8 protein-coding genes are annotated in these 14,004 nt (G+C 74.5%); 1 reads left to right on the top strand and 7 read right to left on the bottom strand.

The window, feature by feature from the left end; genetic code table 11:
- Positions 1-39: 39 nt before the first annotated feature.
- Positions 40-1,218 carry a M15 family metallopeptidase gene (locus ACZ5HG_RS03880; RefSeq protein ID WP_464180500.1) on the bottom strand — a complete coding sequence of 393 codons (1,179 nt, stop codon included), beginning with the start codon at positions 1,216-1,218 and terminating at the stop codon, positions 40-42.
- Between the two features lie 480 nt (positions 1,219-1,698).
- Here ACZ5HG_RS03880 and ACZ5HG_RS03875 point away from each other — a divergent pair, with 480 nt between their 5' ends.
- Positions 1,699-5,895, top strand: a complete 4,197-nt coding sequence (locus ACZ5HG_RS03875) for a S8 family serine peptidase (protein WP_464180499.1) — start codon at positions 1,699-1,701, stop codon at positions 5,893-5,895.
- A 77-nt stretch (positions 5,896-5,972) separates the two neighbouring features.
- Here ACZ5HG_RS03875 and ACZ5HG_RS03870 read toward each other — a convergent pair whose 3' ends face one another.
- The 6 genes from ACZ5HG_RS03870 to ACZ5HG_RS03845 all read right to left on the bottom strand — a co-directional run bounded on the left by ACZ5HG_RS03870 (position 5,973) and on the right by ACZ5HG_RS03845 (position 13,982).
- On the bottom strand, positions 5,973-7,025 hold the full coding sequence (locus tag ACZ5HG_RS03870; protein ID WP_464180498.1) for a 5'-3' exonuclease: 1,053 nt from the start codon (positions 7,023-7,025) through the stop codon (positions 5,973-5,975).
- 122 nt (positions 7,026-7,147) lie between these two features.
- Positions 7,148-7,645, bottom strand: coding sequence for a hypothetical protein (locus tag ACZ5HG_RS03865; protein ID WP_464180497.1), 498 nt, complete (start codon positions 7,643-7,645; stop codon positions 7,148-7,150).
- 92 nt (positions 7,646-7,737) lie between these two features.
- Complete coding sequence (locus ACZ5HG_RS03860) at positions 7,738-8,748, bottom strand: LacI family DNA-binding transcriptional regulator (protein WP_464180496.1); 1,011 nt, start codon at positions 8,746-8,748, stop codon at positions 7,738-7,740.
- Between the two features lie 61 nt (positions 8,749-8,809).
- Positions 8,810-11,431 carry a glycosyl hydrolase 53 family protein gene (locus ACZ5HG_RS03855; protein WP_464180495.1) on the bottom strand — a complete coding sequence of 874 codons (2,622 nt, stop codon included), beginning with the start codon at positions 11,429-11,431 and terminating at the stop codon, positions 8,810-8,812.
- Between the two features lie 14 nt (positions 11,432-11,445).
- On the bottom strand, positions 11,446-12,339 hold the full coding sequence (locus tag ACZ5HG_RS03850) for a sugar ABC transporter permease (RefSeq protein ID WP_464180494.1): 894 nt from the start codon (positions 12,337-12,339) through the stop codon (positions 11,446-11,448).
- On the bottom strand, positions 12,339-13,982 hold the full coding sequence (locus tag ACZ5HG_RS03845) for an ABC transporter permease subunit (protein WP_464180493.1): 1,644 nt from the start codon (positions 13,980-13,982) through the stop codon (positions 12,339-12,341). Before ACZ5HG_RS03845 ends, ACZ5HG_RS03850 begins: the two co-directional genes overlap by 1 nt.
- Between the last annotated feature and the right edge of the window lie 22 nt (positions 13,983-14,004).

The raw sequence follows: 14,004 nt of genomic DNA, 5'->3' as shown, positions 1-14,004 counted from the left end.
CCCACGGTAGGTCGCGCCGCGCGGGGCCGCACCCGCAGGTCAGCCGACGTACTCCCAGTGCCACGGCTCCGGCTTGGAGCCGGTCTTGCGGGCCCAGTCCGGCAGCGTCCAGCCGTACTCCTCGGCGTGGGCGAGCATCCAGTCGTGCTCGTCGGTGCCGAAGGAGTAGGCGTCGCCGCCGAGGTCCACCGCGGTGCCGTTGCCGTGGTTCGAGGTGCCCGGCGTCGCGCACAGGCTGCCCTTCTGCCGACGGCAGGCGACCTGGGCCGCGTAGGACCGGTAGGAGTCGGTGATCGCGAGGTCGTATCCGAAGGTCGCCACGAAGGCGGTGTTCAGCGCCTGGAGCGCCTCGGCGGCGTCGCAGCGCAGCTGCTGCCCGGCGGCGAAGCCGAGGTCGCACAGCGCGGAGGCGGGGATCTTGCCGTTGGCGTACCCCTCGAGCGAGGTGCGCTGCTCCTCCTTGCGGGCGGCCTCGGCGGCGGCAGCGGCCACGGCGGCGGCCTCGACGGTCTGCTGCGTGGTGGCCTGCACCTCGGCGGTGAGCGCGGAGACGCGCTCGGCGGCGGCCTCGAGGCGGGCGGCCAGCGGGTCGACGTCCTCGGCCTGGGCCTCGTCGGCAGCAGCGGTCGCGCCGGCCGACGGGGTCGCCGAGGGGGTCGCGGAGGCGGCGGCCGACGGGGCGGCTGCGGACGAGGCCGACGGGTCCGCCGTGGGGGACGCGGTGTCGGTCGCCTCCGGCGCGGCGGCGGCGAGCGGGTCGGTGGTGAGGTCGGCGCCGGCGGCGGCGGCCTCGGCGGCCTCACCGGCAGCCTCCGCGGCGTCGCTGGCCATCTGCTCGGTGAGCACCGGGCCCTCGGCGGCACGGGGGAACAGGTCGCTGATCGCCGGCTGGTTCGCCTGCACGGTCGCGGTGAGCAGCGCGAGCTCCTGCACGGCGGTGTCGAGCGGGGTGAGCGCCTCGCCGGACACCGCAGAGGCGAGCGCGGTGGCGCGGGCGGCGTCGGCCTGCGCGGTGGCGGAGGCGGCCAGGGTGACGGCGGCCTCGCGCTGGGCGATGACGGCGGTCGTCGGCCCGGTGGGGGTCGGCTCGGCGGTCGGCTGCTCGGCGGTCTGCGTGCCGACCTGCTCCTCGACGACCTGGACCAGGTCGGGCGCGATGGCGAAGCCACCGACGCCGAGCACCAGGGCGACGGCGACGACCCCGCGGGCGAGCCGCACGCCAGGACGGGCGGGGCGCTGCGTGGGGGTCGGGCCGGTCGCCCGGCGGCGGCCGTGCGTGCGGTCGGGGTGCTGGGGGTCGGCGGCAGGCCGCGGGGCCTCATGCCGGCCGCGGGACGTGCCCCGCGGTGCGGGCATGGAGTCACTCACGGCCGACGAGGTTAGGGAGCGGACCTCTGGGGGTCTGGGGAGCGACGGGGACGGCTCGCGAAGATGCCGTGACGATGGGCGCGGAGGATCTTCACCGCATCACTACCTCGAGATCGCTCGGTAGCGCCGGTTCTGACTCGATCCACCGCACAGCGGTGTGGCCCGGCTCACGATCGTACCGGTCGCTGTGCGGGCGCTGAGCGAGCAATATGTGCGGAAACGGTGACGAATCGCCCAGGTCCTCGGTACGGTGAGCCCGCAGTCAGCATCGATCATGACCCCGAGTCATGGATCGGTGCACGCCAAGGTCCACTGCGAGAACGGAAACCGATGACGCGTCAGCCGCTGCGTGCCGCCCTCACCGTCCTGGCGCTCGCCGCCAGCACCACCCTCGGCGCGGGGGGCGCCGTCGGTGCCGTACCGGGTTCGCCCGGATCCCCCGGTCTGCTGCCATCCGCCCCCGTGGCGGGCGAGGCCGGCGACCCCGTGGTGAGCGACGACTCGCTGGCCCTGCTGGCGGACAAGGTCTCGCCCTCGCTCGCGGACGCCGAGGGCGCGGTCACCGCGTTCGTGCAGCTCGCGGCGCCGTCCGGCCTGGACGTCGCGGAGAGCGGGGGCGACGCCGCCGCCGTGCAGGAGGCCACCGCCGAGGTCGAGCAGGTCGCCGCGGAGGTGGTGCCCGGCTCCTCGCCGACCGCACGCGCTGCGGCCACCGCCCCGCAGCGGATCGCCACCGTGTCCAACCTGGTCTCCGGCACCCTGGTGCGCGGCGACGCCGCCCAGGTGCGCGACCTCGCCGCCTCCGACGACGTGGTCGCGGTCTATCGGGTCACCACGAAGACCGCGGACAACTCCAGCAGCGACGCCTTCACCCGCGCGCTGCAGGTGTGGCAGGACACCGGCCAGACCGGCGAGGGCGTCCGGATCGGCGTGATCGACACCGGCCTGGACTACACGCACGCCGACTTCGGCGGCCCCGGCACCCTGGACGCCTACGCCGCCGCCTACGGCGAGGACGGCACCCAGCCGGTGCCCGACGGGCTGTTCGACCCGGCCAAGTACCTGGGCGGCCACGACTTCGCCGGCCCGCTCTACGACGCCGACCCGGCCTCCGAGCTGCCCGGCGCGACCACCGTGCCGACGCCGGACGACAACCCGATCGACAGCCTCTACACCTCGGACAACTCCGGCCACGGCACGCACGTCGCCGGCACGGCCGCGGGCTACGGCGTGCAGGCCGACGGCACCACCTTCACCGGCGACTACAGCACGCTGACCGACCTGTCCGACTGGCAGGTCGGCCCGGGCTCGGCGCCCGAGGCGGGTCTGTACGCGCTCAAGGTGTTCGGCGACATCGGCGGGTCCACCGACCTCACCGCCCTCGCGCTGGACTGGGCGGCGGACCCCGACGGCGACGGCGACTACTCCGACCACCTCGACGTGGTGAACCTGTCGCTCGGCGCCTCCGGCATGCCGTCCGACGACCCGGACAACCTGCTGATCGACCGGCTGTCCGACCTCGGCACCCTCGCGGTGCTGTCCGCCGGCAACTCCGGTGACATCACCGACATCGGCGGCTCCCCGGGCTCCTCGGCCTCCGGCCTCACGGTGGCGAACTCGGTCGGCAGCCCGCAGACCTACGACGGCGTCGAGGTCACCGCGGCGTCCGACCCGGCCGCCGTGCGCACCTACTCCGCGCAGAACTCGATCAACTACACCGGCGGCACGGACGTCACCGCACCCGTCGTCTACCTCGGCGACACCGTGGACGGCTGCACGCCGCTGACCGAGTACGCGGACCAGATCGCCGGGAACATCGTCTACCTGTGGTGGGACGACGACGACGCCACCCGCGCCTGCGGCTCCGGCGCCCGGTGGAACGCCGCCGAGGCGGCCGGTGCGGCCGGCGTCCTGATCGGCACCGAGAACACCGTGTTCAGCGCCGGCATCGCCGGCAACGCCACGATCCCCGGCGCCCAGCTCACCGCGTCCTCCACCGACGCGCTGCTGCCGCAGATCCAGGCCGGCGGCGTGGTCGCGCACCTCGGCCCGTCGCTCGCCGCCGCCGTGCAGGCCGACGAGGTCGGCGACGCGCTCAACCCGGGCTCGTCCCGCGGCGCGCACGGTGCGCTCGGCATCATCAAGCCCGACGTCGCGGCCCCCGGCACGCTGATCTTCTCGGCGGCCTCCGGCACCGGCGCTCAGGCGCACTCGCTGTCCGGCACGTCGATGTCCGCCCCGCACGTCGCGGGCATCGCGGCGCTGGTCCGGGCCACCCAGCCCGGCTGGACCCCCGCGCAGGTCAAGGCCGCGATCATGAACACCGCGACCCACGACGTGTGGACCGGCCCGCAGCAGACCGGCACCGCCTACGGCCCGCAGCGCGTCGGCTCCGGCCGCGTGGACGCCGCGGACGCCGTGGCCGACACCGTGCTCGCCTACGGCTCGGCGAACCCCGACCTGGTGTCGGTGACCTTCGGGATCGTGGACGTCGGCGCCGAGACGGTCACCGCCCGCAAGACGGTCACCGTGCAGAACACGGGCACCTCCGCGGTCACCTACGGCACCTCCTTCGTCGCGGCGACCACCGCGGGCGGCGCCACGATCACCACCTCGCCGGCCACCGTCACGGTGCCGGCCGGGCAGCAGCGCCTGGTCACGCTCACCCTGACCGCCGACCCGGCGTCGCTGGAGCGCGAGATCGACCCGACCTCGGCGACCACCCAGGGCGGGCTGCCCCGCGAGTACGTGGCCAGCCTGTCCGGCCGCCTGGTGCTCACCTCGGACGACGGCGAGCTGCGGGTGCCGGTGCAGGCCGCACCGCGCCTGGTCAGCGAGCTGTCCGCCGACCCGGTGTCCTTCTCCGACGCCGGCGCCACCGAGGCGGCGCTGACCCTGTCCGGCCGGGGCGTGGACGCCGGCGGGTGGACCTCGCTGGTCTCCCCGCTGGTGCTCGGCGCGACGAGCCCGAAGCTCGAGGAGGTGCCCGGGTTCATCACCTCGGACTCCGCCATCGCGTCGGGCGACATCCGCTGGGCGGGGTGGACCTCCACCGCGCCGCAGCACGCCGCCGCCGGCGGGGACCCGGCCGACGGGTACCTCGGGGTCGGCATCGCGGTGGACGGCGACTGGGCCAGCCTCGGCCGGGTCGTGAAGCCGGTGATCGACTGGGACACCGACGGCGACGGCACCGCCGACGCGCAGACGGTCGTGCAGAAGCTCAGCGCGGCCACCGACGTGACGGTCGCGGCGACCTCGGACCTGACCACCGGGGAGACCCTGGACATCCAGGCGGTCAACGGGGCGTTCGGGGACGTCGACACCACGGTCTTCGACAACTCGGTGCTGGTGGTCCCGGTCGGCATCGCCGCCCTCGGCCTCGAGCCCGGCGACACCCCGTCGGCGACCGTGTGGACCTACTCCGAGTACGCGGCCGACCCGAGCGGCACGGTCGACGTGGCCGACCCGTTCACGATCGACCCCTACGACCCGGCGTTCTGGTTCGACGGCGGCGTGGTCGACGGGATCTGGTACCAGGCCTCCGACGCGACCGCGCTGACCGTGCACCGCTCCACCACGACGGCGGCCCCGGCCGACCGGCTGCTGGTGCTGCACAGCCACAACGCCGCGCCGACCAGCCGGGCCCAGGTGCTCGACGTGACGGTGCCCGAGGCGACCGCCACCACCACCACGCTCAAGGTCAGCGGGACGAAGAAGGCCGGCTCCGCGCTGACCCTCACCGCGACCGTCGCCCCGAAGGAGGCCACCGGCACGGTGTCCTTCACCGACGGCGGGACCGAGGTCGCCTCGGCACCGGTGACGGCCGGCAAGTCCGCCGCCACCGCCCGGCTCGGCGCGGGGACGCACAGCCTGGTGGCGGTGTTCACGCCGGACGACCCGACGTACGCGGGCTCGTCCTCGGCGCCGGTCTCCGTCGAGGTCACGGCGTCCGGGTCGACGACGAAGATCACGCTGTCGTCGAACTCGGGTCGCTACGGCAGCGAGGTCAGCGCCACCGTCACGGTCACCGGGCAGACCGCCCTGCCGACCGGCACGGTGGAGATCCGCGAGGGCGAGACCGTGCTGGCCACCGGTGACCTGGTCGCCGGGGAGGGCACCACCGCCACCGTCACGATCCCGCTGCCGCGCGACCTGCCGTCCGGCTCGCACACGCTCACCGCGGTCTACACCGGCTCGGCCGACGTGCAGACCTCCAAGAGCCAGCGCGCCTACCGGGTGATCGCCGTGGTGCCGAGCATCGCGATCGACACCCCGGCGTGGACCGTGCCGACGGGCACCGCCCCGACGGTGACGGTCACCGTGGCCGGGCCGGAGGGCGCCCCGGCGGCCACCGGGAAGGTGACCCTGCTGGTCGGGCTGAGCACGGTGCGCTCCGCCGAGGTGGTGGACGGGGTGGCGACGTTCACCCTGCCCGCCCAGCGGTGGACCACCACGCTCACCGCGCTCTACACCGGCGACCGCGGGTACACGCCGACGCTGACGATCGGGGTGCTGCGGGTGCGCTGACCGCGCGCCGCGTCACGACGAGGGCCGTTCCGGGGGCTTCCCCGGGGCGGCCCTCGCGCGTTCTCGGGTGTGCGGCCTCAGCGGGCCGCGAGCGCGGCCAGCACCCGGCGGACGCTGGACTCCAGGCCCCACCGGGCGGTGAGGTCCACCAGCGCCTCCGGGTCCGCGGGCTCGCGGGGCAGCGCGAACCGCTCGGCGGCCACCTGCTCCGGGTGCGCGAGCTGCCACTCCACCTCGTGCAGCGCGTAGGCGCCGTGCAGCCCCGCCACCAGCACCGGCGCGTCCGACGCCACCCGCACCACGCCCGGCGCCACCGCCAGGTAGTCGGCGGCCTCGGTCAGCCGCCGGCGCTGGGTCGCGGTGAGCCCCGGGTCGCCCGCGTCCCGCGCGGCCAGCACCCCGGTCAGGTCGCCGTACCGGCCGAGCAGGGCCACCGCGGTCTTCTCGCCGATCCCGGCCACCCCGGGCAGGCCGTCGCTCGGGTCGCCGCGCAGCACCGCCATGTCCGCGTAGGCGTCACCGGTCGGGGTGCCGTAGCGCTCGGCCAGGCGCGCCTGGTCCACCTGCTCGATGTCCTTGATCCCGCGCACCGTGTACAGCACCCGCACGCCGGCCTCGTCGTCGACCAGCTGGAACAGGTCGCGGTCGCCGGTCACCACGAGCACCGGGCCCCGCTCGCCGGCCCCGCGTGCGACCTCCCGCGCGGTGAGCGTGCCGATCACGTCGTCCGCCTCGAAGCCCGCCGCCCCGGCCCGGGCGATCCCGAGCGCCGCCAGCACCTCCACGATGACGTCGACCTGCGGGGCGAGGGTGTCCGGCACCTCCTCCTCGGCGGGCGGGCCGCTGCCGTCCAGCGCGGCCGCCGCGACCTCCGCTCCCCCGGCCACCCGGTGCGCCTTGTACGACGGGATCGCCGCGACCCGGAACGCCGGCCGCCAGTCCTCGTCCCAGCAGTCCACCAGCCGACCGGGCCGGTGGTCGGTGATCAGCCGGGCGATCATGTCCAGCAGCCCGCGCACCGCGTTCACCGGTGTGCCGTCGGGGGCCGTCACCGACTCCGGCAGGCCGTAGTAGGCACGGAAGTACAGCGAGGCGGTGTCGAGGAGCATCAGCGGGCGGTCGGCGGTCATGGCTGCACGCTAGGCGACCGGGGGATGCGCGGCGAGGGCGGTGCGTCGGCGCGCTCCGTGAGGTGGTCAGCGCGGCGTGGTCAGCGCGGCGTGGTCAGCGCGGCGTGGTCAGCGCGGCGTGGTCAGCGTCGGGCGGTTCCCGCGCACGCGGCCGTGGCGCAGCCGATCGCCACCAGGTCCTCCACGATCGCCCCGCGCCAGTCCGGCCCGCGCTGCCCGGCCCACGCGCGCCAGGCCGCACCGCCCCAGGTGCCGACCGTGGAGAACGCCGCGGCGGTGACGGCGGGCAGCCAGACGTGCCGACCGGCCCGACGGCCCAGCGCCGCACCGCCGAGGGCGGCCGAGACCGCGCGACCCTGCGGGCTGGGCGGCACCAGGCGGCTGCCGGTGGAGGGCAGCTTGTCGCCGGTCATCTCGCCGAGCACGCCGGTGACCGCGAGCGCGTGACGCACCCCGGCGACCTTCCCGGACGCGCCGTCGGTGAGCGCCGGGCCCGCGACGCCGAGGGACGCCCGGCTGCCGGCGGCGATCCCGAGCAGCGCCGCGCGCAGCAGCAGCGCGCTCCGCCGTCCCCGGGGCCGGTCGTCGTGCTCGGGCGTGTGGTCGTCGTGGCGGGTCATCCCTCGACCGTGGCCCGTCGCGGGGCTGCTGGCAACTCCAGCGGCGGGGCCGCCGCAACCAGGCTCGGCCGCCTCGGCCCGGCAGTGCCGCCTCAGGCCGACGCGCGCTCGACCAACGTGGTGGGCAGCGTGATCCGCGCCGGCTCGGCGCCCTCGACCACCTCGAGCAGCAGCCGGACCATCTCGGCGGCGATCCGCTCGAAGGGCTGGCGCATCGTGGTCAGCGCCGGCTCCAGGGTGGCGGCGAGGCCCGAGTCGTCGAAGCCGCCGACGGCGACGTCGCCCGGCACCGAACGCCCGGCCTCGCGCAGGGCGACCAGCGCGCCCGCCGCCATCAGGTCGGAGGCGACGAACACCGCGTCCAGGTCCGGCCGGCGGTCCAGCAGCTCACGCATCGCAGCCTGGCCGCCGGCGCGGGTGTAGTCGCCGTGCGCCACCAGCGTGGGGTCGTAGGCGTCGCCGAGCGCCTCGCGGAACCCGCGCAGCCGCTGCACGCCGCCGGGGGTGTCCTGCGGGCCGGTGATCGTCGCGACCCGGGTGCGGCCCCGGGACAGCAGGTGCTCGGTCATCCGGCGGGCGCCGCCCCGGTCGTCGGCGGAGACCCAGCCGATGCTGTCCTCGTAGCCCAGCGGCTCGCCGCAGGCGATCGTCGGGACGCCCTGGCGCAGCAGCTCGCCCAGCACCGGGTTGCCCCGGTGCGAGGAGATCAGCAGCACCCCGTCCACGTGCCCGGCGGCCACGTAGTCGGTGATCCGGCGCCGCTCCTGCTGGCTGCCCGCGACCATGAGCAGCAGCGGCATCTCCCGGGCGGCCAGCGCCTCGGCGGCGGCACGCAGCAGGATCGAGAACGTCGGGTCCTCGAACAGCAGGTGCTGCGGCTCGGTCAGCAGGAACGCCACCGAGTTCGACCGGCCGGTGACCAGGCTGCGCGCGTGCTGGTTGGCGGAGTAGCCGGTGGTGCGGATCGCCTCCTGCACCGCCGCGAGCGCCTCCGGCGACACCCAGTGCCCGCCGTTGAGCACCCGGGACACCGTGCCGCGCGACACCCCCGCGGTGGCGGCGACGTCGCGGATCGTCGGGCGCCGGCGCGCGGAGGACTCCACGGGCCCTGACCTTACGACCACGAGGCCCCCTGCCGGGACCGAAACGGCGCACCCACGGCGCTCAGGCTCCCCGACGCGTCACGACAGCGCGGCGACGGAGCAGCAGCAGCCCGCCCCCGGCGGCCAGGGCCAGCGCCGCGGCGACCACCAGCCCCGCGACGGTGACGCCCGTCGCGGCGAGCACGCCCCCGCCCGGTGCGGCGGCGAGCACGGTGATCGGCAGCGCGAGCACCACGGTGCCGTTCGCGTCCCGCACCTGGAGGTGGTGCAGCCCGGGCGCGAGGTCGGCGGGGATGGTCACGGTGACGGTGGCGGCGCCCTCGACCAGGCGGACCGACGCGAGCCGCTGGTACACCGAGGCCACGCCGACCTCGACCTGCTCGCCGGGCAGGCCGGTGAGCGTGAGCGTGACGGCGCCGCCCGCCCGGACGGTGCCGGCAGAGGCGGTGAGCGCGGGCTCGTCCGGCTGCTCCGGCGTGGGCGTGGGCGTGGGCTCCGGGGGTGTGACCACAGCGACCAGCCCGGCCAGCGCGTCCGACAGCACCCCGGCGGCGCCGTCCACCGTGCTCTGGTCCGGGGCTGCGGCGCGCAGCACGAAGCCCGCCCGCGCCACGGCGGCGTCCAGCACCGCCACCGATCCCGCGGTGTACCCGGCACGGTCCACGGCGTCCGCCCGGTCCACCAGGTCGCGCAGCGCCGTCATCTCCGCCACGACCTGCGGGTCCACCGCGACCAGCGCCACGTCATCCACTGTCCCCCACGCCCCGGCGGACAGGGCGAGCGAGGTGGAGACCACGACAACCCCGTCGGAGCCGACGTCCAGCACGTCGGTCTGCGGGTGCTGCCAGTCCAGCCAGCCGGTCAGCGCGAACCCGGCGGTCACCGAGGAGATGCCGGAGCTCGCCGAGATCTGCAACGTGTCCCCGGCGCCCGCGCCGTCGCCCTGCGTGCGGGCCGACAGCCGGTACTGCCCGGCGGGCACGCCCGTGACGGTCTGCTCGACGGTGAAGGTGTACGGGGTCGCGCTCCAGAAGTGCAGCGACCGCTCACCGGCGTACGGGTTCTCCCAGGAGCCGATCGTGTAGCCGGTGCCGGTGCCGGTCCAGGACGCGTCGCCGGCCTCGAACCCGCCGTTGACGACCAGGTTCTCCCCCACCCCCGCGTCGGCGAGGACGGTGACGGTCGCGGTGACGGCGTGCCCGCCCGCCGTGGTGCCGGCGAAGGCGTAGCTGCCGGGGCCGAGCAGCCAGGCGGGGTCGTCCCGCCAGGTGACGGCCTCGTCCTCGCTGGTCCCGTCGGTGTACGACACCCGCACGGTGGCGGGCAGCGTCACCGGGTCGCCCGCGACCACGGTCAGCCGGGGCTGCTCGACGGCGTCGAGCTCGCGCGGGCCGATCGAGCCGGTGCGGGCGTACTCGTAGACGCGCAGCGACTCGAGCGGGGTGCCGTCGAAGGCGAACAGCGCCTGGTTGTCCCAGGACGAGCCGCCGTAGTCCTCGGTGACCGGGGCGTAGAACTCCGCGGAGTGCGAGGACGCCCAGCCGGAGCCGAACTGCTCCCAGAGGTCCCGGTTCGTGACGACCTGGTCGGGGGTGCCGACCGGCAGCCAGGCGGGCTCCCAGTAGAAGGTGCCGATGCCGCGCCCGTCGGACACGTCGGCCACGGCCTGCATGACGTCGCGGATCGCGAGCGCCTGGCCCTGCACGCTGGCGGAGTAGCCGGTGGGCGCGGTGCGGATGACGTTGGGGTAGCCGTCGCCGTCCTCCAGGGTGGACACCCAGGACGTCTCGGCGACCGCGACCTCCTTGTCGTAGGTGGTGGCGACCTGGTCCAGCACCGCGGTGAGGTTGGCGAGGCTGCCGTGCCAGAACGCGTAGTACGAGGACAGGAAGACGTCGTAGTCCACCCCGCCGTCCTCCAGCGCCTGCGCGGCGGCGGCGTACTGCCCGGCCCGCTCGGGGTTGGTGAAGTGCACGGCGACCTTGACGTCCGGCCCCAGCGTCTCGCGCACCGCCTGCGAGCCGGCCCGGAACAGCCGGACCGTGCTGCTCCAGCCGCTGACCCCGGCGATCTCGCCACCGGTGGTCTCGTTGCCGATCTGCACCATGCCGACGTCCACGCCCGCGTCGGCCATCGCCTGCAGGGTGTCGGCGGTGTAGTCGTGCAGGGCGACGACGCGCTGGTCGAGGTCGAGGCCCGCCCAGGCGCGCGGCGACTTCTGCTGACCCGGATGCGCCCAGAAGTCGGAGTAGTGGAAGTCCACCAGGACACGCATCCCGACGGCGGTCGCCCGCAGACCGATCTGGACGGCGCGCTCGGCGTCCACGTTCCCCGCGCCGTAGCCCAGCGAGGGGTCGGTGCTGCTGTACGGCTCGTTCCACACCCGGATCCGCGCGTAGTTCACGCCCGCGTCCGCCAGCACCTCGAAGACGTCGGCGGGCTGACCGGACTCGTCGCGGAACACGACGCCGGACTCCTCCAGCGACAGCACGGACGAGAGGTCCGCGCCGTTGATCCAGTCCTCGCCCATGCCGTCGACCCGCGGCACGGTGATGCCCGCCGGGACCGGCACCGGTTCGTCCGCCGCCACCGCACCGGTCGTCCCCGCCATGCCGATCCCCGCCATCGTCAGCGCCGCTGCCAGCGCGACCGCACCCGTCCCACGCCGTCGTGGTCCCGTCATCGCCTGCGACCCTCTCAGCCCTTGACCGACCCCGCCGACAGACCGCCGACGATGTACCGCTGCAACGACAGGAACAGCGCCAGCACCGGGATCGAGCCGATCACCGCACCCGCGGCGAACAGCCCCCAGCGCGAGGTCAGCTGGTTGGACACCCACTGGTACATGCCGACCGCGAGCGTCCAGTTCTCCTCGCTGGTGAGCACGATGCGGGCAAGGATGAAGTCGCCGAACGCCGAGATGAACGCCAGCAGCGCCACCACCGCGAGGATCGGCGTGACCAGCGGCATGATCAGCCGCCAGTAGATCTGGGAGTGCGTCGCCCCGTCGATCCGTGCGGCCTCGTCGATCTCCCGCGGGACCGAGTTGAAGAAGCCGTACATCAGGAAGGTGTTGGCCCCGAGCGCCCCGCCCAGGTAGACGCAGATCAGCGCGATCCGCGAGTTCACGCCCAGCGCGGGGATCACGTTGCCCAGCGAGATCAGGAGCAGGAACACCGCCACGAACGCCACGGTCTGCGGGAACATCTGGATGATCAGCAGCGTGGTCAGCGAGGCGCGCCGGCCCTGGAACCGGAACCGGGAGAACGCGTAGGCGGCCGCGGCACCCATCAGCACCGCACCGAAGGCGGCCACGCCCCCGATGAGCAGCGTGTTGACCACCCAGGTCCAGTACATCGTGTCGCCGAGCGCCTGGAAGTTGTCCAGGCCGACCGAGCGGAACAGCGTGCTCGACCCGGCGAGCGAGCCACCGGGGGTCAGCGCCGCGGACAGCGCGTAGACCAGCGGGAAGATCGCGTAGAACGCGATCACCAGCGCGACCGGGTACTTCCAGCCGACGTCCTTCCACCAGCGCGCGCGCCGGGCACGGGTGGGACGTGCGGGACGGACCGGGCTCTCGACGGCAGCCATCAGATCTCCTCGAGCTTGCGGGTCTGGCGGAACGCCAGGGCGGAGATGACGCCGATCACGACGAACACCACGATGGACAGGGCGCTGGCCAGGCCGTAGTCGGCGCGACCGCCGGAGACGCCCGAGATCTGGTAGATCGCCGAGATCAGGATGTCGGTGGAGCCCATCGGGGTGCTGCCGCCGGAGAACGCCGGCCCGCCGTCGGTGAGCATGTAGATGATCGTGAAGTTGTTGAAGTTGAAGGCGAAGGACGCGATGGCCAGCGGCGCGGTCGACACCAGCAGCATCGGCAGGGTGATCGCCCGGAACTGCCGCCAGCGCCCGGCGCCGTCGACCCGCGCGGCCTCCATCACGTCGCCCGGCAACGCCTGGAGCGCGCCGGTCGTGACCAGGAACCAGTACGGGTAGCTGAGCCAGAGGTTCACCCAGAGGATCGCGGCCTTCGCCAGCCACGGGTCGCTGAGCCAGCCGATGTTCGCGCCGAAGAAGAACCAGTCGTTGATCACGCCGAACTCGGCGTTGAGCATGCCGCGCCACAGCAGCGCCGACATGAACGCGGGGAAGGCGTACGGGAGGATGAACAGCGTGCGCAGGAACTTCCGGCCCCGGATGCGCGGGTCGTTGTAGATCAGCGCGAACAGCAGGCCGAGGCCGAAGCTGGTGAGCACGGTGAGGATCGCGAAGGCGAAGGTCCACGCCGCCACCTTGAGCAGCGGTCCGGCGTAGGTGGCGTCGGTGAACGCCCGGACGAAGTTGTCGAAGCCCACGTTGACGTACCAGCCCGCCGCCAGCCGCTCGCCGTCCTCGGTGACGAACTGGCCCCGGTCGCTGGGCGCGTAGACCGCGCCGGTCTCCGTGTTGGTGATCGTCTCGGCGTCCGGGTCCCACACCAGGCGGGAGGTGTACACGGACGCGGTGGAACCCTCACGGGTGCGCAGCGAGCCGTCCTCGGCGTCGTCGGACACCGGCACGCGCAGCGCCACCACCGCGGCCTGCAGGTCGGAGTCGGAGAACAGCGTGGCGCGCGGCACGACCTCCCAGCCGGGCACCGCCACCGGGGTGCCCCGGTCGTCGACCGTCGCGCCGCCGACCTCGGCCAGCGGCTCCTCGGCGGTGCCGACCCGGACCGTGCCGTCGTCGTTCACCGCGAACCCGAGCACGTCGCCGTCCCGGACCACCGCGAGCGGGTACTCCGGGGAGTCCTCGACCTGCCGCTCGTCCTGGATCAGCGCGGCGTCCACGGCCTGCTGCATGCTGCCGAGGTGGCCGGTGCCGTAGTTCGTGAACGCGACGTAGCCGGTGTAGGCCAGCGTGAACATCTGGAACACCAGCAGGAAGACCAGGCCGGGGAACAGGTACTTCAGCGGCAGCGTCCGGCGGGAGAAGTAGATCCAGTCGGCCGCCGCGAGCAGCGCGACCAGCGCGCCGAGCACCACCCAGGCACCCGCCTGGTACGCCGAGAGGATCGCGAGCACGCCACCGGCGTTCACCACCATCATCAGCGCCAGCTTGAGCACGAAGCCCCAGCCGAGGCCGTGCCAGCCGCGCGCGTGCGACTCGCGGGGCGCCGGCCCGGCGGGCTCGGCGGGCTCGTCGGGCGGGGTGCCGGGCGGACGGGTGGCGGCGGGAGTGCCGACGGACATCGTTGCTCCTCGTGCGGTGGTG

Source organism: Cellulomonas sp. GTC20042 (assembly GCF_055389595.1).
The sequence above is the reverse complement of the archived record's forward strand: the minus strand, read 5'-3'. Positions and strand labels throughout refer to the sequence as shown.